General features: G+C 30.7%; 17 protein-coding genes. 1 reads left to right on the top strand and 16 read right to left on the bottom strand.

Features of this window, described 5'->3' with window-relative positions:
- Positions 1–21: 21 nt before the first annotated feature.
- Positions 22–1,032 (top strand): hypothetical protein, encoded by a 1,011-nt coding sequence (locus tag B3Z56_RS01815; protein WP_346876698.1) that lies wholly within the window; start codon positions 22–24, stop codon positions 1,030–1,032.
- 205 nt (positions 1,033–1,237) lie between these two features.
- On the opposite strand, the gene B3Z56_RS01810 is transcribed toward B3Z56_RS01815, so the two are convergent.
- The 16 genes from B3Z56_RS01810 to B3Z56_RS01735 all read right to left on the bottom strand — a co-directional run bounded on the left by B3Z56_RS01810 (position 1,238) and on the right by B3Z56_RS01735 (position 19,218).
- Positions 1,238–2,554: a tetratricopeptide repeat protein gene (locus tag B3Z56_RS01810; protein WP_346847784.1), complete on the bottom strand. Its 1,317-nt coding sequence runs from the start codon at positions 2,552–2,554 to the stop codon at positions 1,238–1,240.
- A gap of 160 nt (positions 2,555–2,714) precedes the next feature.
- Positions 2,715–3,740 (bottom strand): DUF4652 domain-containing protein, encoded by a 1,026-nt coding sequence (locus B3Z56_RS01805; RefSeq protein ID WP_346847785.1) that lies wholly within the window; start codon positions 3,738–3,740, stop codon positions 2,715–2,717.
- A 17-nt stretch (positions 3,741–3,757) separates the two neighbouring features.
- On the bottom strand, positions 3,758–4,312 hold the full coding sequence (locus B3Z56_RS01800; protein WP_346876700.1) for a sigma-70 family RNA polymerase sigma factor: 555 nt from the start codon (positions 4,310–4,312) through the stop codon (positions 3,758–3,760).
- A gap of 389 nt (positions 4,313–4,701) precedes the next feature.
- Positions 4,702–6,489 (bottom strand): methyl-accepting chemotaxis protein, encoded by a 1,788-nt coding sequence (locus tag B3Z56_RS01795; RefSeq protein ID WP_346878123.1) that lies wholly within the window; start codon positions 6,487–6,489, stop codon positions 4,702–4,704.
- Between the two features lie 128 nt (positions 6,490–6,617).
- Positions 6,618–8,156 carry a citrate lyase subunit alpha gene (citF, locus tag B3Z56_RS01790; protein ID WP_346847788.1) on the bottom strand — a complete coding sequence of 513 codons (1,539 nt, stop codon included), beginning with the start codon at positions 8,154–8,156 and terminating at the stop codon, positions 6,618–6,620.
- 24 nt (positions 8,157–8,180) lie between these two features.
- Positions 8,181–9,050: an HpcH/HpaI aldolase/citrate lyase family protein gene (locus tag B3Z56_RS01785; protein ID WP_346847789.1), complete on the bottom strand. Its 870-nt coding sequence runs from the start codon at positions 9,048–9,050 to the stop codon at positions 8,181–8,183.
- 11 nt (positions 9,051–9,061) lie between these two features.
- Entirely contained in the window at positions 9,062–9,325 is a 264-nt protein-coding gene (citD, locus tag B3Z56_RS01780) for a citrate lyase acyl carrier protein (protein ID WP_035133374.1), read from the bottom strand.
- Positions 9,326–9,349: 24 nt separating this feature from the next.
- Positions 9,350–9,907 (bottom strand): Fe-S-containing hydro-lyase, encoded by a 558-nt coding sequence (locus B3Z56_RS01775; RefSeq protein WP_346847790.1) that lies wholly within the window; start codon positions 9,905–9,907, stop codon positions 9,350–9,352.
- A gap of 16 nt (positions 9,908–9,923) precedes the next feature.
- Positions 9,924–10,766: a fumarate hydratase gene (locus B3Z56_RS01770; protein ID WP_346878122.1), complete on the bottom strand. Its 843-nt coding sequence runs from the start codon at positions 10,764–10,766 to the stop codon at positions 9,924–9,926.
- 161 nt (positions 10,767–10,927) lie between these two features.
- On the bottom strand, positions 10,928–12,172 hold the full coding sequence (locus B3Z56_RS01765) for a methylaspartate ammonia-lyase (RefSeq protein ID WP_346876705.1): 1,245 nt from the start codon (positions 12,170–12,172) through the stop codon (positions 10,928–10,930).
- Between the two features lie 71 nt (positions 12,173–12,243).
- Positions 12,244–13,698, bottom strand: coding sequence for a methylaspartate mutase subunit E (locus tag B3Z56_RS01760; RefSeq protein WP_035133368.1), 1,455 nt, complete (start codon positions 13,696–13,698; stop codon positions 12,244–12,246).
- Between the two features lie 21 nt (positions 13,699–13,719).
- A complete protein-coding gene (gene glmL / locus B3Z56_RS01755; RefSeq protein WP_346878121.1) occupies positions 13,720–15,114 on the bottom strand; it encodes a methylaspartate mutase accessory protein GlmL in 1,395 nt (464 codons plus the stop codon).
- A gap of 72 nt (positions 15,115–15,186) precedes the next feature.
- A complete protein-coding gene (glmS, locus tag B3Z56_RS01750; RefSeq protein WP_035133365.1) occupies positions 15,187–15,600 on the bottom strand; it encodes a methylaspartate mutase subunit S in 414 nt (137 codons plus the stop codon).
- A 17-nt stretch (positions 15,601–15,617) separates the two neighbouring features.
- On the bottom strand, positions 15,618–16,589 hold the full coding sequence (locus B3Z56_RS01745) for a winged helix-turn-helix domain-containing protein (RefSeq protein ID WP_346847793.1): 972 nt from the start codon (positions 16,587–16,589) through the stop codon (positions 15,618–15,620).
- Between the two features lie 141 nt (positions 16,590–16,730).
- Positions 16,731–17,390, bottom strand: coding sequence for an N-acetylmuramoyl-L-alanine amidase CwlD (gene cwlD / locus B3Z56_RS01740; protein ID WP_346878120.1), 660 nt, complete (start codon positions 17,388–17,390; stop codon positions 16,731–16,733).
- Between the two features lie 202 nt (positions 17,391–17,592).
- Entirely contained in the window at positions 17,593–19,218 is a 1,626-nt protein-coding gene (locus B3Z56_RS01735; protein WP_346847795.1) for a Na/Pi cotransporter family protein, read from the bottom strand.
- Between the last annotated feature and the right edge of the window lie 242 nt (positions 19,219–19,460).

Genomic DNA, 19,460 nt, shown 5'->3' with positions numbered 1-19,460 from the left:
ATACAAAGGGGGATGCTGTAAGTGAGTGGAAAAAAAATTAAAATAGACAACATAGTAATGAAATATTTATGCTTTTTTATTATAGGTATAATTTTGTTTTTTATGAGTTATGGTTTTTTTAGTAAGTTTTCTTTTAACAAAGAAGAAAGATATATTTCTAACACTATGAAATCTATATGGAAGGTTAATAATAGCTGTAAAATCCTAATAGATAATAATATAGATGTTGAAAAAGCTCTTAGTGTTTTAACCAAAATGAAAGCTGACTTGATAGATATATCTATAGATTTAAATTCAAACCCTTCTGCTAAAGAAGTAATCTCACCAGAAAATTATGAAAATTTATCTAAGGGCCTAAATGAAAATATTCTCATTATAGAGCAACTTGAAGCAATGCTGAAAAATCCTAATGGAAGTGATATTCAGCTAGCAGTTAATAATTTAAAAGCCTTCAGAGATGCTACAGAAAACTATTATGACTTAATCAAGCTAAAAAAAGATTATAATTATGATTTAGGTGTTCCTATGTATTCAGTAATTGATTCAACTATAGACTATTGTATATCTTCTAATAATTTAAAGAAAATATCTGATTTAAAATCATCAGATATTACTAAATTTATTCATACTTTAAGAGAGCTAGTTATATCACTAGATAGCTTAAAATATAACTTCTATGAAGATGTCTTAAAATGTCGTAGTGGCAATATGACCTATGAACTTTTAATTTCTAATATAGATGATACTTCTAAAAAATTAGCTTCAGTACAAAACATTTTATCTCAAATGTCTATACCTGATGATTTTTCATCACTATATAAAGATTTTACGGAAGTTGTATCTTCATATAATGACTACTTATATGAAATTAAGTATGCTATTTTAACTGAAAAAGTTCGTAGAGATAGTAAGGATGTAAGAGAAGATTTTATGGACTCACTTTATGCTTCAAGTAATGAAGCCTATGATAAAATAGAAAAAATGTATAAAAATTTTACTAAGGAGTATAATAACCTAAATAGCAATTACTGAAAAAGGAGATGAATTATATGAAAAAATTCATTTTGATTCTTTTACTTTTCTGTAACATCATTATCGTATCTCCATATCACATAGATACCCTTAATAGAGTTAATCCTACTAGAATAGAAGTCTAATAACTTTAAAATAAAAATAGAGAGAATGGAGCTATAAAGTAGCCCATTCTCTCTATTTATGGTAGAACTATAAATAGGTTCTATTTTAATATAGCCTTTATCCTACTATTGTTATATTCTGATTTGCTAAATCTATTAGTAAGAATTTTAGCATATTTTTTTGACTTTTCTTTATCTATTCCCTCATTATTTATTGCTAGAGAGTAAAGACATTGTTCTATATATGAACCATTTTTTTCATACTTGTCTACATATATCTCATAATACTTATTTGCATTTTCTATATCTTCTAAACCTTCATAGGAACTGGCCATCATAAATAGTATATGTTCATTTAGATACATACCCTCACTATATTTATACACTAAGGTGAAGTTCTTTATCGCATTATCATATCTCTTATCTGCAATATAACTAACTCCGTTTTCATATAAGGACAATACTCCTTTTTCCTTTATTAAAGTTACTGCATTTTGAGCTATGTTCCTATCATTTATACTTAAACCTTCTATATCATATTTTTCTATGTATTTAATAATGTTTTCATAGTCTTTCGCTCTTACGTAGGATTTTAATGTACTTACATTAAAACTTTCATTTTCAATATTAGAACTCTCATTTTTTTCTATTTCTTTTTTAATTTCATCACTTTCTGATTCTTTATGAGAATTCCCCTCTATTTTTTCACTATTTCCTTGGAAATTGTCTAAATTTGTTTTATCCTTATTAATTGCTTCATTCTTTTTTTCTTGTTTGATTTGTAACCATTGATGAGTTTTGTTGTATCCTTTAAATATTCCAATGCCTATTAATAATACAATACACACTGCAACTATACTTGTTCCTAATACCACCATAAACTTCTTAAATTTTACCCTAGTCTCTTTGGGTATAAAATTTAATTCTATTAACTGCTTTTTTAAGCTTAAAGCTTCTGGATTATGTTTATCAATAGTTAAAATATCCTCTATATATTTAACAGCTTTATTATGCTGCCCTAATTGCATATGGCACTTAGCTATGTATTTCCAAAGATTTATACTGTTAAAATGGGAACTTTCACACTTTAGAAAACACCTTAAAGCATCTTTTACCTTAAATTCATTAAATAGATGTACACCTTGACTAAATATATATATATCCCCTTCATCATGTCTAGAATCATCTAAATACTTTTTAGATACCATATCTCCATTTAATTTATAGCTTAACTTCCAAAGAGTCTTTGCTTCTTCTAATTGTCCACGAATATAATATATTAGTCCCTTTAAATTCAATGTAGGAGAATGACTTCTATCTTTGTTTAATACCCTATCACAATAATTTAATGCTTTATCTAATCTTCCATCACAATAAAAATCCATTGCCTTTTTATAAGTCTTATTTATATTAACCATCACTTCACCACTTATATTTTATTTTATAACTTATTATATATTTTATAGTATCTATTCCTATATATCTTTTTACAACTAATTTTATCATGTTACTAGTTTTATTATCAATAACTATGAATAAGAAAAAAGGTATTGCAACCTTTAGTTGCAATACACTATCTTATTCTATTTCTATTACATCTCCAAGAATATAATTGTCAAAAGTTTTAGATTTGTCTTCTTTATCATTCATCATGTCATCTAAATAAAGAACATATTTTAATATTAAGCTATCATCTTTTCTTGTTATAGATACAAACCGCTCTTTATCCTTAGCCGTAGCTATAAGCATTTGTTCACCTGTGGTTACATCTACGATTATAATACGTTCACCATTAACTAATGTTCCATATCCTAAACCATGAACTATCATAAGATGAGTGTCATCATACCAACTTATTGATAGTGGTGATTGCTGACTTTTTTTCTCTATTGCAGTATACTCATACATCTTATTTGTAGACGTATCTTTTACATAAAGTATACCTATTCCCTCTTCTATAGCCTTTTCTCCTTTACCTTCTATACTAGCTTCATATTTACCATCTTCTGTAGCTATAAATGGTGTATTAAAAGTTAACTCCTTAGACATAGTCACTTCCGCTTTACTATATAAGTCAACAATATTCACATTTACTGATTTCTTTATATCATCACTAGTCTTTTCTTCATTTGATGATGTCTCTGGAACGCTTTCTATAGGTTCGTTACTGTTGTTTTCTTCTGCAATTTCAGATTTAACTATATTTTCTTGCTTAGTAGAATTCTCTTCCTTTCCTGATGAGGCTGCTGAAAATATTTCTTTACCATCCATTAATTTCATAGCTACAGGAGTAACTATAACCCCTAATAAAAATGCAGCTGCAATAGCTAATGCTCCTTTGTATTTTCTTTTCATTCCTCTTCTCCCCCTTGTATATTTATTTTTATCTATACTCTCCATTATTTTTTCTGTAGAGTTTTTAAAGTTAATGTTTTCATAAGAAAAGGCCTCTTTAAAAGTTTTATATTCTAAAACTTCTTTGTCATAATCATCTTTACAACTTTGGCAGGTTAAAAGGTGACTCCTCATTTCTTCATCTGCTTCGGCTGACAAATTTTCTTCAATATATTCTGTTAACTTATCTTTGAACTGACTACATTTCATTGTGACTCCTCCTAACCTTACTTGCAAAAGACTTTGAATCCATCTCTTACTTTATAGTATCTCCTTTTCACAGTAGTTTCTGTAATATCTAGAGTTTCACCTATATCTCTAAAAGTTAAATTCTGAGAATACCTTAAATTTAATATTTGCTTATCAACTTGATCTAGAGTTTTTATATATTTATTTACATTTTCTTTTACTTCTAAATATTCTAAAGATTCTTCCGGTCCCATCTCAGAAGATGATATATTATATGCTTCATCAATATCACTTTCATAAACCTTTCTATATTTCCTCATATAATCTATGGTTTTATTTTTTGCAATCTGCAAAACCCAATTTATAAAACTATATTTATTATTATACATATCTAATTTATTATATACAGTTATAAATACCTCTTGAGTAATATCCTCACTTGCTTCCTTCTGTTTTATCATTCCATAAATAAATCTAAGTATATTAAGCTGATATTTCTCGACTATAACTTGAAAACTATCTACGTCTCCCTTTAATACATTGCTTACAAGAATGGCATCTTCTACAGGAGCTCTTCCTTGCGATTCTTTCATCTTCTTCCCTCTCTTTATATAAATAATACGATATTAATTTAATAAAGTTTACTTTATTAATAAGTTGACTAAAAATTTTATTATAATATTAGGACAGACAAATTAATATAATAAATAACATACTTATTATTATAATTCCTGCTATTAATGTGGTATTATAGGCATACTTGCCTCCATTATATTCTCTTTTTCATACATTCTTAAAAGGATCTTTTAACTTAGACATTGAAAAACCTCCTAAGTAAATAATTTACTTTCTCCTTATATGTTATCATAGTAGCACTGTAAATAAAATCTTTATTCCCCATTTTGTATTGTAATATAAATTCTAATTGCAATATAAAAAAAGTCTTCATTAATAATTTATAATGAAAACTTTATTATATAACTTATATTGTAAATTTAGATATAATCACTTTTAATCCCCTAGCACTTTCTTCATTTCGCAACATCTGATTTTCTATCTCTCCAATATTGATGTATAAACAACTGGTCTTTTCTACAACTTCAACTATACCTGTTGATCCTTTATTTACTGTTTCACTTATATTTACCATGGAACTTGTTATAGTAGATACAACAGCCTTTAATTCTTTTGCCATGTGACTAAATCTTTCTGTTAACTCATTTATAATTATAGAATCTCTATTATATTGTTCCCCTATGATGTACATTTTTTTATAGTCTTTAATTATTATATCATCTATAAATTTTAAAATCTTATTGGAGCTTATAGATAGAGTATCTACAGATTCCTTAACATTTTTAATTACCTGTTGCATATTTTCTACGGTAACTCTTGAATGTTCCGCTAAATTTCTAACTTCATTTGCAACCACAGTAAAGCCTTTACCGTACTCACCCGCTCTAGCTGCTTCTATAGATGCATTTAAAGCTAGTAAATTTGTTTGATTTGCAATATCTAATATTGATCCTGATAAATTTTCTATCTCACTGACGGATTTAGATTTTTCCAAAGCTTCTATGAGATTTTTCTTTGTTTCTTCTAATATTTGAAGTGCCTTCTTGTTAGATACCTCCACATTGTCTTTTAATTCATTAGCCCTCCCTCTAATATCTATTGCAGTTTTCTCTCCTTCTTTAGCCTTATGGGTTATATCATTTATAAAACTCTCTACTCCTAAAGATAAACCACTAACCTCATTAGAGTTTACTGCCGCTTCCTCAATGGCCATGGAAATTTCATCTACAGTATTCGTTGTTCTTTCTGCATTCATATGAAGCTCTTTTATATACCTAGCTGTATCCCTAGAAGAGCTTAAAACATTATCTGAGGAATTATTAACTTCCACTATTATCTTTCTTATATTATTCATAAACACATTGATAGCTTGTGATAATTCTCCTATTTCATCTCCTGACTCAACAATTATATCTTGAGTTAAATCACCACCTTTATTTACTAATTCATTTATCTTCCCCTTTAATCTATTTAATGGATATACAATTGAAATTGTTAAATATATACCCACTACAATAGTAAATAAAATTATTCCAAAAGTTACGCCTATAAATGTAATTAATACTATTTTATAACGTTCATTAGCTTCTTTATTTATACTGTCTAAATAAATTAAATTCTTTTGTTTAAGTTCATCAATAGAGCTTATCAATTCATCAAATTGATTTTTAGATTTTCCCTTAATTAAAGTTAAAACATTTCTCATTTCTTTATTTTTTTTATTTATTTCTATAACTTCATTGTTAACCTCTAAGTAAACTTTAAGTTTTTCTTGTATATTTTCAATATCCTTTTTTTCACTATTGCTATCACAATAATTAAAATAATCCTCTAAAATTAATTGTATATTTCCTTTTGATTCTTTCATTTCTTGTTCTATTCTATTTTTTTCTTCTGAAAATGTCTCCATTATATATCCATATTCTTTAGTTCTAAAATTTAAAACATGATAACTAAGTTCATCTGACTTTTGAATTTTACCACCATATATACTTGATATACCTTCTATACTATTATGTAATTTCATCATTTGAAATATAGAATATACTCCAAATATTATTGTACTAATGCTTAATACTGATAAAGCTAAAATTAATCTGGTCTTGATGTTAAACTTTTTCTTAAATATTCTATTGAATTTTAATTTTTCTTTAGGCCACATTATTTCATCACTCTTTCCTATTTTATTTAACAATATAAATTTAACTTATTGCCAAATAATTTTGTACATATATTAAGAAAATTTAAACTTCCTAACCAAGATTTAACACAAAAAATAACGCCTATCTAAGAATAAAATATCTTAGACAGGTGTTATTTTATTTATAATGTTTTTCTAACTACATCTATAACAGTTCCATCCCTATATTCTACAACTGCAACTATATCCTTAGATAATTCTATTGCTTTAGGAGTACCTGTTATTTTTTCAGCTATTTCCTTTAATTCCTCTATAGTTACCACATTAAGGTTTGCTTCTTTTAATTTTTCAATTAAATCAACCCTCTTAGGGTTAACAGCTATTCCTCTTTCAGTTACTATTACATCAATAGTTTCGCCTGGAGTAGTTATAGTAGTTAACTTATCCTTTATTATTGGTAACCTTGCCTTAGTTAGTTTTGTTACTATTATAGTAAGTTTAGAGCCTGCTGCGGTGTCTGCATGACCACCAGACCCCCCCATTATAGTTCCATCTGAAGCAGTAGTAACATTTACATTAAAGTTTGTATCTATTTCTGTTGCTCCAAGTATTACTATATCTAAGTTATTTACTACAGCTCCCTTGTTATGAGCATTTCCATACATAGAAGCTGACATATTTATATGTTTTTCATTTTTAGCACAAGACTCTACTGCCTTTAAATCAAAACATTGTACATCTAGTAAACTTTGGAATAATCCTTCTTCAAACATATCTACAATATAACCAGTTATTCCACCAGATGCAAAGCTACCTTTGATTTCATTCTTCTTCATATATTCTCTAAGCTCTGCAGCTACAGCTAGAGATATTCCTCCAGCTCCTGTTTGAAATGACATACCTTCTTTAACTAGTCCTGACGCTATCATAGTATCTAAAGCATTCTTTGCAATTTTAAGGCCTATAGGATCCTTGGTAATTTGTGTAGTTCCTGATACTATTCCTGCTGGATTTCCTATAGAATCTACCTTAACTACATAATCTACATAAACTTGGTTTATTTCCATTGGGAAGTTTGGATATGGCACTAAGTTGTCTGTAATAGCTATTACAGTGTCTGCATATTCTGCATCAGAAACTGCATATCCTAAAGCGCCACAAGCAGATTTACCAGTAAGTCCATTTATATTACCATACATATCACTAGAAGGTGCTGCTAAAAAGGCTATATCGATATGTAAATCTCCACTTTCAATAGCTCTTGATCTTCCACCATGGGTATGCATTATAGCTGGATATTTTAATTTTCCCTGTGATATAGCATCTGCTACAGGCCCTGATATATAATTTGCATATATTTTAGATACAGTACCATCTTCAATATAAGCAACTAGCGGCTTATGAGTTGGAAATATAGAACTTGCTGCCACAGTTAAATTCTTTATTCCTCTTTTAGCCATGGATTCTACAACCATGTTAAGAATATAATCCCCATTTCTTAAGTGATGGTGAAAAGATATACACATTCCATCCCTAATTTCCACTTTATCTAAAACTTCTTCTAAAGAATTTACTAACTTTGCATCTCCAGGAACTACAGGTTTAATCTTTGCTGACACCTTTTTTAAAGGATTCATATTTTTAAAAGCACCTTCAAAAATCTTTACATTTCCGTATCCATCTATATACTCCGGAATTTCTCTTCCTAATACATTCTTCATATTATTATCACCTCAATCCCCTCATTAAATAAGGCCTAGTTTTTTACTTAATTCCACAGTGGTTTTTGCTCTATTTATAACTGGTGCATCTACCATTTTACCATCTAGAGAAAATACTCCCTTACCTTCTCTTTCAGCTTCTTCCATAGCATCTAATACCCTTTGAGCATGGATTATCTCCGCTTTAGTTGGAGCATATACTTGGTGTATTGTATCAATTTGTCTTGGATTAATTGATGCTTTGCCAGTCATTCCAAGGGATTTTGCAAGTAGAGTATCCTTTTCTAATCCTTCAAAGTCATTAGTATCTGTAAATGGAGTATCAATAGCCCCTACTCTCATAGCCTTACAAGCCACAGCTACCCTGTTTCTAGCATAAAATATCTCACTACCTTCTTTAGTTCTCTTAATTCCCATATCAGAAGTTAAATCTTCTCCACCTAAAAGAACTGCTACTATTCTGTTTGATGATTTTATAATGCTATATACATTTTCAACACCATAAGCACTTTCAACTATTGGTATTAACTTTATAGATTTGTCTCCAAAGCCTTCTTCTTTTTCTATTTTTTCAAGTCTACTGCTAATCTCTATAAGTTCATCTTCCGTTGCCTTTGGAACCATTAATGCATCTGGCTTAACTCTTCCGATAACTTCTATATCTTCACTTGAAAATTCTGTAGTAAGTGGATTTATTCTAACTACCACCTCTACTCCACTATAATCAACATTTTTAATTGCTTCTCTAACAAGAATTCTAGCACTATCTTTTTCTGTAAGACTTACTGCATCCTCCAAATCAAGAATTATAGAATCTGAACCTAAGATTGCAGCATCTTGTAACATTCCTGGATTATTTCCAGGCATAAAAAGCATAGTTCTTCTTAATTTCATATTTATACCCCCTACTGCGCTCTTTTTACTGCAGTTTCAATTCTAGCTCTTATTGTATAATCAAGAGCCCCTTTATCTTGAGCTTTAACAATGACATTTTTTACTTGTAAAGTATCTAAAGTTTCTCTAATAGCTCTTTCTATTTCAGCTCCAAATTGTTTCATAACCATACTCTCAAGTTCTATAGCTATTCCGCCCTCTTCATTAGGCATGATTATAACGTATATATCATTGGATTCTAGGGTTCCAGCCTTTGAAATTTTATTAATTTCCATCTAAATCACCTCTACCTATAAAACTTATTTTTTACTACTTAAGTAAGCTTCTCTACCTACTTCATATAAATTATTTCCTTCTGAATCTATTACTACAACTATAGGTAAATCCTCTACTTCAAGTCTTCTTATAGCTTCAGCTCCTAAATCTTCATAAGTCACTATTTCTGCTTTCTTTACGCATTTACCAATAAGGGCTGCAGCTCCACCTATAGCTCCAAAGTATACTGCTTTATTCTTTTTCATAGATTCTATTACTTCAGTATTTCTTAATCCTTTACCAATCATTCCTCTTAAACCATGGTCTAAAAGTGCTGGTGTATATGCATCCATTCTATAACTAGTAGTTGGTCCTGCTGAACCTATGGCCATTCCTTCTTTTGCTGGAGTTGGCCCTACATAATATATAACAGCATCCTTTACATCTATAGGAAGTTCTTCTCCTTTTTCTAAAAGTTCTGCAAGCCTCTTATGAGCAGCATCCCTACCTGTGTATATAACTCCACTTAATAAAACACTGTCTCCAGCTTTTAAATCTTTTACCTTTTCTTCTGTTAGTGGTGTAGTTATTCTCTTTTCCATAAACCTTACCCCCTAATTATAGCTCTATTTCTGCATGTCTTGTAGCATGACAATTAATATTTACAGCTACTGGAAGGCCTGCAATATGAGTTGGATATGTTTCTATATTTACAGCTAATGCTGTTGTTTTACCACCAAATCCTTGAGGCCCTATACCTAGTTCATTTATCATAGTTACTAGTTCCTCTTCTAACTCTGCGTAGAATGGATTTTCATTTCTTACATCTATGGATCTTATAAGTGCTTTTTTAGCAATTGTTGCTGCCTTATCAAAGGTTCCTCCAATTCCTACTCCAACAATTATTGGTGGACATGGATTTGGACCTGCTTCCTTAACTACTTTTATTATAAAATCTTTAACACCTTGAAGTCCATCAGAAGGTTTTAACATTTTTATTTGACTCATATTTTCAGAACCAAATCCTTTAGGTGCTACAGTGATTTTTAGCTTATCTCCTGGAACTATATTATAGTAGATCATAGCTGGAGTATTATCCTTTGTATTTACTCTATCTAAAGGATCCTTAACTACAGATTTCCTTAGGTAGCCATCCTTATATCCTTGTCTAACACCTTCATTTATTGCATCTTCTAGTGCTCCTCCAACTACCTGAACCTCTTGACCTATTTCTATAAATACACATGCCACACCAGTATCTTGACACATAGGCATATCTTCATTTTTAGCTATATCAGCATTGATTAATATTTTGTTTAATATTCCCTTTGCAATATCCCATTCTTCTTCCTCATGAGATTTTATAAGTCTGTTTTTGATATCACTACCTAGATAGTAATTTGCATCTATACATAATTTTCTTATAGCTTCTGTTATCTGTGAAACTTTAATTTCTCTCATATATAATCCTCCTAAACTCATTGATTAAATATATTATTTCAATATTAATTCACTAATACAGTTTAATTTAAATCCCATGAATAATATATCTCATTTTTATAATTATTATAAGTAAAAAGGCAGTTTTAATTAAACCGCCTTTTTACTATATACCTAATGTATTATTTATTTCTTCTATTTACTAAGGCAACAACCCTATTCATTTCATTGTTCACTATCATGTAACCTTCATCAACACCCATACCTGGCTTAGCTAAGCATTGGTCTGCTCCACAAGCCATAGCAATGTTAGTGCAAACTTCTGCTGATCTATTTGTTTCGTTACATGTTCCTCCACAGTAAGCTCCAACCTTTTTCTTCTTACAATACAATATAGCTTCTATTGTATTATTTACTCCTCCAAGATCTGGAGTTTTTATTTGAAGCATATGTCCTGAGTTGTTATCTGCAAAGAATGCTACGTCTTCATAAGTATTACACCATTCATCTGCAACTAATTCTACACTGATATTTCTATTATCAAGTTCATCTGTTAACTCTTTTAATGCTTCCATTTGTCTTTCTCTATGCTCTACATCCATTGGTCCTTCTATTCTTAATTTAAATGGTTTAGCAGCCTCTTCCAATGTTGCTATGTAGTCTGCCATTGCTTTTGTATCACAATCAAATGCAACTCCTATAGTTCCATAAACATCTATATGGAATATTGGGTTATAGTCTTCACTAGTTCTTAATTTTAAAACTCTATCACTTAACCATTTAACATATTCAAGAAGTTTTTCGCCCTTTAAGCCTAATTTCTCTTCTACATTGTTTATTAAAGCATGAGGTAAAACATCTGCTCCCTTGATAATCATCTTATCAGCGTTGTTGTATCTGTCATCTCCTGATTGAGTAAATATAGGAATTCTATTAATTTCTACTCCAGTATTATATTCATCTCTTACAACTTCAGCCATAGTAACTTTTTTAGCTTTTGCTACACCATCAAGAATAGCTTGAGTTACTCCATATCTTATAGCTGTATGAAGTCTTTTTCCATTTACCAACATTTTATCAAATTCTTCAGCTAAACATTTAAAGTTAGTTAATTCTCTACCTATAAGTTTTGGTGCTATTTCCTTTTCTATAACTGGTATGAAATCTTTAGCTAAGAATAATGGATCACGTCCACCTGCTCCTGAATATTGAACAGCTGCACAATCACCGTGTGCTACTTGACCATCTTCAAGTATTAACATTACAGATATAGATTCTCCTGCTTGTCTTATAGATGTAAATCCTTCAGTTACTGGCTCTCCAATATAAGTAAATCCATCATGACCAGCTCCAGCTTTTATTGCTCTTTGGTCATCAAAATAAAATCCAGTTCTTCCTGCAGAACATACTACATCAACAATTTTCATTTAAATACACCTTGCTTTCTATAATTTAAGAATTTTATATTAGTTTATTGTTAGCTTATAAATTATAAATGTTATTTTTCTGGTCTTCCAACAAGCTTTCCTTTTCCCACAGCAAATATATCATCTATTGTCATTTGGAATCCAACTGGACGATTTTCGTATTTTCCTCTTTCGTCTAGCTTTTTCATATTGAAAGCTTTAAGCTCTGCTGTAAATGGAACATTTCCAAATTTAAGATATCTTACTGCTCCATTATTATCTCTTGCAGGCATCATTTTACCAGCATTATATTTACTTGGTGCAAATGGAATATCTATAACTCCCATATCAAAGCCTTTAACAGCACCTTTCGCTAAGTCACCATTTCCTACTTCGTATAACTTATCTACCATGCATCTTGTTTCAGCTTTAATTATAGCAATTTCAGTTCTAAGTTCATCAGATAAGTGCATTTGTTGACCTTTTAATAAGTTTAAAGTCATTTTAGTTGCTCTTATACCTTGAGCATTTGCTTCTTTTGTTGGTATACCTATAGCTTCATGTGGAGTTTTAACTATAACTTTTGTAGCTCCTGCTAATGCTGCAGCTGCTGCTCCAGTAGATATAACACCAAAAGCCTTAGCTTCATCAGCTGGGAAGCCTCCCATCCATTGATGGAACACTGTTGTTAGGTAAACATCACCATAACCATACGCTCTTAAGTAATCGCTACACTGCTCTTCAAGAGCTCTAATTGCTGCTACGTCTTGTATTAAGTTACCACACTGACCATATCCAACAGTAATATTCTTAACACCTTGTTCTGCTGCAAGTAATGCTTCTACTATTGCAACTGCATTAGATGTACTTGGTGGTACTAAAGTTCCTGTTAATGGACCAAATGGCTCTCTATTAATAGATATACCTTGCTCTTCATAGAAACCTACTAATCTATCACAATATTGCCAATCAAGAATAGTTTTTTCTAGAGTAACACTTTTAGCATATGGTATGTTATATGATATACCGCCACCTTCATTTGATGTCCAACCTGATGCATGAGTAATTTCTGCAAGTAATCTACCATCTGGAGTACCGTGTCTTGATTCTAATGGTAAGTTAACAGATTCAAATACTTGTCTACATCCTTTAACCCCGTGGTTAACCCCTGGAAATCCATTTAAAAGTGATCTTCTAGCTTTTATACTTTCTTGTATCCCAACTTCACATTCTTCATATCTATTTTGTCTTGTGTAACTATCTATCGTTGATGGTAGAAGATCCGCTCCACCTTCTTTGTCTAAGTAGTTTAGTAATTCTATGTGGCTATCTAATAAAGCTACACCGGCCCTAGGTTGAGCTAATGTTATGCCCGCTTCCTTTGCTTCCATTAATTTTTTAGCAAAGTTCTTGTGTGCTGGAATTTTTTTGTTGTAGTCTATAGCCTCCTGTAAATCTACTTCTTTACCTGTTGGCCATTGTGCTAAAACCTCTTCTCTTGTCTTAAAAAACTCTTCCTCGGTCCACTTTTTGTTTTTTAGTTCCACTTTAATTTACCTCCTAGTAATTTACACTTCCACTAAATATTTTTTCATTATTCTTATTGCTTTGTCAGGATAATCCTGAGCTAACAAACCCATTGATGATAATATATAAGTTTTATCTACTAAAGTTTTTGGATTTCTAGGTCTTAAAGAAGTAGCATTTTCTTTATTAAAGGTTCCTGCTTTCAATATTTCACCTGGATGTTTACTATGAACTAAAACGCCACCTGTACCAATCATATATTTTACATCCATAAGATCTTTTCCTAATTGATTATATACAGCTCCCATTGGAGTATATATGCATTCAACAGTGCCGCAGTGTCTTTCCATAGAAAGTTCTGTAGCTGCCTTTGCCATAGCTTCATCAAATTTTATATCTTCATCTGTTTCAGGTACCATTTTAATATTACTATTCCTATATTTACATCTTTCTTCAATTTGTACTTTTCTATCTTTATCATTTAAATACGATCTAAGCTTTCTACTACCTGCAGCTTCCCAAAGAGACACAGCTGAATATCTCATACCTAAGTCACCTTCTACAGTTCTTTTTGCAAAAGGTTCCTCTAACCCCTTCATATTTACTCCACCCTTTGTTGGCTCTCCATATCCTATAGAGTGTACATCAGTAGTAGCTCCACCTATATCAACAATGATTAAGTCTCCAATACCTTCTTCTTCGTCGGTGCCTTCTCCCAACACTCTAGCTGCTTTAAGTACAGCTGCTGGTGTAGGCATTAGTATACCATTTATATAATTTTCTGCGTTGGATAGTCCTTTTGCATCAGTTATCCTATCCATAAATACTTTTCTTATTTCTTCTCTTGCTGGTTCCACATTTAAAGCATTTAATTGAGGCATAACATTTTCTGTTATGCTGAAATAGAATCCAGCTTTTTGAAATAATTCTTTTATTTCATCATTAGCACTTTTGTTTCCAGCAACAACTATAGGAAGATTAACATCTAAATCTACTAGTATCTTTGCGTTGTGTAGAATACATTGTTTATTTCCTCCATTAGTACCACCGGCTAAAAGAATTATATCTACATCAGAATTTTTTATCTCTAATACTTCGTCCTTAGTTAATTCATAACTATATACTTTTATAACTCGAGCTCCTGCTCCTAAAGCAGCTCTCTTAGCAGCTTCTGCTGTAAGATCTGGCACAAGTCCAATTGCAACCATCTTTAAGCCTCCAGCTGCAGATGAACAAGCAAGTTTTTCAACAAAATTTACTTCTTCACCTTCTAGCTTATTCATTAGCTTATCATAAGCTTTATTAAATCCTATCATTATATCATCTTCGATAGTTGTTATGTCCTTGGCTGTAGCTAATATTTCTTCATTATCTATATCTACTGCAGTCAATTTGGTATAAGTACTACCAAAGTCTAAAAGTAAATATGCATTCATTTAAATCACTCCAGCTCTCTATTAAAACTCCAAGTAAAATCTACTTTAGTTAGTTAGTTTATGTGCTTATGTCTATTCTATTCCTAAGTCCTCTTTTAAGTCATGTATAGTAGTGTCTATACTTGTTCCTGGTGGGTAAACTCTATTAAAGCCCATTGCTTTAAATCTTGAATAAACCTCATCCCAATCTTGTTTACCTACAACTATGTTACCACCAACATAGATAAGGATATCTTTTAATCCTGATTCATCACACTTTTCTCTTAAGCCTCTACAGTCAATCTCTCCATGTCCATAAAGAGAAGAAACAATTATTGCATCAGCATTTGTTTCCACTGCAGCATTTATAAAGTCTTCTTGTGGTGATAGCACCCCAATATTGATGACTTCAAACCCTGCTTCTGTTAATGCATAATCCATGATTTTGTTACCTACAGCATGACAATCTGCTCCAATAACACCAAGAACTAATGTCTTCTTTTCCATTTTTAATTCCTCCTGAATTAATTTTTTTGATACTTTAATTCTACAATTTTTGACTTAAGTGCCTTCACTGATGTAGAGTCTAAGTTATAAGAAAACTCTATAAGCTCTTTATTTTCATGATTGAGCTTACAAACATCCTTATATCTACCTGGAGTTACTATTAGTACCTCCGATTTATCAATTATGTGTTTTAATTTAGCTTCTTCAGTTATACTAAAATACTCAACTGATAAATCTGAAAGACCTGCATTATCAAGTGCAGACTTAATTTTAAATATAAACTCTTCAGATAAACAAATAAAAGTAAACTTTGTTTCTGAAGGATGTCTAGCGATTCTTACAATGGATTCTAGATTAGGGTTTACTGCTACTCCCAGTATTTCCTTGTTCATGCCTTTTAAAAATCCATCTACATCATTTACATGGTTAAATGGTGATATAATTACTTCACAAGTCGAAAGCTTGTCCTTTGTGTCGTCACTCATTTTTTCTAAGTCTGTTAAAGTAAATGGTATCGTATTCATACTTGTTATTGATGTTATTTCTTTACTAAACATTCTCGCTTGCTCAATATTACATTCCACAAATGCTGAAGTAACTTTATTCATAACATCCTTTTTCTCACTAACCCTATTTGTTACTATGTCCAAAAAATCATCTGGATCTATACCGCATTCTAAAGCTTCTTCTAGAGCTAAATCCACAAATTTATTAATTTTCCTTCTACTATCATAACTTTGCCATGATACTACTTCTTCTGCTACGAAAGTCCCTTTTCCTCGAATAGATTTTAATACGCCCTTAGCTTCTAGTTCATTATAGGCAGCGCTAATGGTATTTCTACTAACAACTAACTCTTGAGACAATTCTCTTTCTGTCGGCATTTTACTTCCAACTCTCAAAGTTCCATCTTTTATAAGATGCATTATTTGTTTTTTTACTTGGATATAGAGAGGTATCCCATTTTTTTTATCAATTGTAATGTTCAAAATCTCATCTCCTGACCCTTTGGACCAATGGCTTAATCCAATCCTTAATCATAATATCATATGGACTAATCATTTGCAATTTCACATTTTTGTATATTCTATAAAGAGCCCACCTTTTATAGAAAAAGTAGGCTCTTATCTTTAATTTGCTCCTTCTTTCAAGTAAATGCTTATAGATTCAGCTAACGCATCTGCAATTTTCTTTTGATATTCTTCATCCTTTAACTTTTGATATTCTTCAGTATTACTTAGGAATCCGCACTCTACAATAACTCCTGCCATAGTATCATTTCCTCTCAATACTTTATATTGAGTGCCTGCAGCCTTTGCTTTTCTCTTATTGGACTGGTCCAATTTATCCTTTAATGTACCTTGCATGATATTTGCTAACCTTTCGCTTCCTTCATAATTTGAGTACCATACTTGAGCACCCTTACAATATGATTCTGGAAATGTATTTAGATGTATACTAACAAATATGTCACACTTTGTTTCTTCCTTCAAACTTACTCTTTTATTTAAGTCCTCATATTTTTTCTCTTTTACTGATTTTCCTTCAGTATAAAGTCCTATATCCTCTGTTCTTGTAAATTCAACCTTATATCCTTGACTTTTTAAATTTGCCCCTAATAGAAGTCCAATGTTTAGGTTTATATCCTTTTCTGTAGTTCCATCTTTAGATGAAGCACCTCCATCTATTCCTCCGTGTCCTGGATCAATTAGTATTATTTTATTTTTTTCTTGTTCTGATTCAGCATTTTTATAAGTTGTAACCACATTGTTTACATTAATTACAGACATGCATATGAATCCTAAAATAATTACTGTAAGTATTGATATTAATTTAGTATTCTTAATGGTTCCTCCCACCTTTTTTTTATTACTCTGTAATTATACTTATTCATAAATTCATACTATTATTCTTTTACCTATATAATAAAAACCTTTTGGATTCACATTATCCAAAAGGTTTTTAACATAAAAGCTATAAAAAACTATCAATTTAATTTTCATATATTATTTCAGCTATATTTATTGAGTGATCACCTATTCTCTCTAGATTGCTTATCAAATCCAAGAAAATTGTTCCCACTACAGCATTACATACCCCATTGTTTAATCTCTTTATGTGTGATGCTCTTAATTCTTTTTCTAGCGAGTCTATTCTTTCTTCTATTCCTCTTATCCCCGCTGCTTTTTCTCTATTATAACTTTTAAAACAATCTATACTCATTTCTACTGCACTTATAGTATAGTCAAACATACCTTTTATTTCATTCATAGCATCTGGAGAAAAAGTCAATCTTTTAGTGATTCTTTCACTAGCAAGGTCTGCGATATTCTCTGCATGATCTCCTATACGCTCAATATCATTTACCACATGGAAATATGCAGCTAGTTCTGCTCTCTGTTCATCACCTAAATCTGAGTTAGATAACTTAACTAGATATCTTGTTATATCATGTTCTAATAGATTAATTATCTTTTCATTATTGTATGCTACCTTTATTAGCTCTTCATCTCCCTGTAAAAAAGAATTCATAGCTACTTTTAAATTTTCCTTTGCCTTCTCACCCATTCTTACTATTTCATTAGTTGTTTGACCAAAAGCTATTGCTGGAGTCTCTAGCAATCTTTCGTCTATATATTTAACACCCGGTACATCTTTTTCATCTTCACCAGGAATTATCTTATTAACAAAGGAAACAAGATATTTAATTAAAGGAAGTAATAGTAAGGTATTTACCACATTAAATAAGGTATGTGCATTTGCTATCTGTCTTGGTATAGCTTCAGCACCTACATCTGGACTTATTGATAAAACTATATTAGCTAAGAATGTAACTGGGATAATTAAGAATATAACAGCTCCTATAAGGTTAAATAACAAGTGAATAACTGCTGCTTTTTTTGCTGTTATTGAAGTTCCTATGCTAGATATTAATGCTGTTACACATGTACCAATGTTATTACCTAATAATATTGGTATTGCTACTGTTAATGGTAAACTTCCTGTAGATGCTAATGCTACTAGTATACCAGTAGAAGCTGATGAACTTTGAAGGACAGCTGTCATCATCATTCCTATTAAAAGACCTAATATAGTATGTCCTTCTAATTTTAGTATTAAATTTGTAAAGAATACTGAGTCCTTAAGCGGTGACATTGCACTTGACATAAGTTTTAATCCTAAAAATAATATACCAAATCCAAGGATAATTTGACCCAATTCTTTTACTTTTCTTTTGTTGCAAAAAAGTATCATAACTGCACCAATAGCTAAAAATACAGGTGCAAAAGCATCAAATTTAAATGTTATTAATTGGGCTGTTATTGTAGTACCAATATTAGCTCCCATTATAACAGATGTTGCTTGAAATAAATTCATAAGTCCTGCATTAACAAATCCAACAACCATTACTGTAGTAGCACTACTACTTTGAATAATAGCAGTGACAATGGTACCTGTTAGCACACCTTTCACTGGATTAGATGTTATTCTGTCAAAAATACCCTTCAGTTTATCTCCTGCTGCATTTTCAAGACCATCCCCCATAAGCTTCATCCCATATAGAAAAAGTCCTAATCCTCCTAAAAGGTTAATAATCAAAAATATGATATTATACATCAATTTACCTCCTACAATAAATCTCATTCCATAATATGTACTTTTTCTTTGTCCATTAAAATTCCATATTAATAATACACTATAATCAAAAACATGTTAATACTTATTTACATATTTAACACGAATTTAACATAACTTTTTATAAATATATTAAGTAATGTTATAATTTAAACTTCACTAATGATTATATATAAAATGAGTTTACCTAAAAATTTACACAAAATAAAAATAAGGAGTATATA

The organism is Clostridium sp. UBA7791 (assembly GCF_002480755.1).
GTDB lineage: Bacteria > Bacillota > Clostridia > Clostridiales > Clostridiaceae > Clostridium_J > Clostridium_J sulfidigenes.
Note: the sequence above shows the minus strand (reverse complement) of the source record. Positions and strands in the feature narration are given on the sequence as shown.

Bases quoted from the DNA above. Each gene is read 5' to 3' on its own strand.
- B3Z56_RS01810 (WP_346847784.1), bottom strand. From the start codon at position 2,554: ATGGTTAATATAAATAAGACTTATAAAAAGGCAATGGATTTTTATTGT.
- B3Z56_RS01805 (WP_346847785.1), bottom strand. From the start codon at position 3,740: ATGAAATGTAGTCAGTTCAAAGATAAGTTAACAGAATATATTGAAGAA.
- B3Z56_RS01800 (WP_346876700.1), bottom strand. From the start codon at position 4,312: ATGAAAGAATCGCAAGGAAGAGCTCCTGTAGAAGATGCCATTCTTGTA.
- citF (WP_346847788.1), bottom strand. From the start codon at position 8,156: ATGAAGAATGTATTAGGAAGAGAAATTCCGGAGTATATAGATGGATAC.
- B3Z56_RS01785 (WP_346847789.1), bottom strand. From the start codon at position 9,050: ATGAAATTAAGAAGAACTATGCTTTTTATGCCTGGAAATAATCCAGGA.
- citD (WP_035133374.1), bottom strand. From the start codon at position 9,325: ATGGAAATTAATAAAATTTCAAAGGCTGGAACCCTAGAATCCAATGAT.
- B3Z56_RS01775 (WP_346847790.1), bottom strand. From the start codon at position 9,907: ATGGAAAAGAGAATAACTACACCACTAACAGAAGAAAAGGTAAAAGAT.
- B3Z56_RS01770 (WP_346878122.1), bottom strand. From the start codon at position 10,766: ATGAGAGAAATTAAAGTTTCACAGATAACAGAAGCTATAAGAAAATTA.
- B3Z56_RS01765 (WP_346876705.1), bottom strand. From the start codon at position 12,172: ATGAAAATTGTTGATGTAGTATGTTCTGCAGGAAGAACTGGATTTTAT.
- glmL (WP_346878121.1), bottom strand. From the start codon at position 15,114: ATGAATGCATATTTACTTTTAGACTTTGGTAGTACTTATACCAAATTG.
- glmS (WP_035133365.1), bottom strand. From the start codon at position 15,600: ATGGAAAAGAAGACATTAGTTCTTGGTGTTATTGGAGCAGATTGTCAT.
- cwlD (WP_346878120.1), bottom strand. From the start codon at position 17,390: ATGTCTGTAATTAATGTAAACAATGTGGTTACAACTTATAAAAATGCT.
- B3Z56_RS01735 (WP_346847795.1), bottom strand. From the start codon at position 19,218: ATGTATAATATCATATTTTTGATTATTAACCTTTTAGGAGGATTAGGA.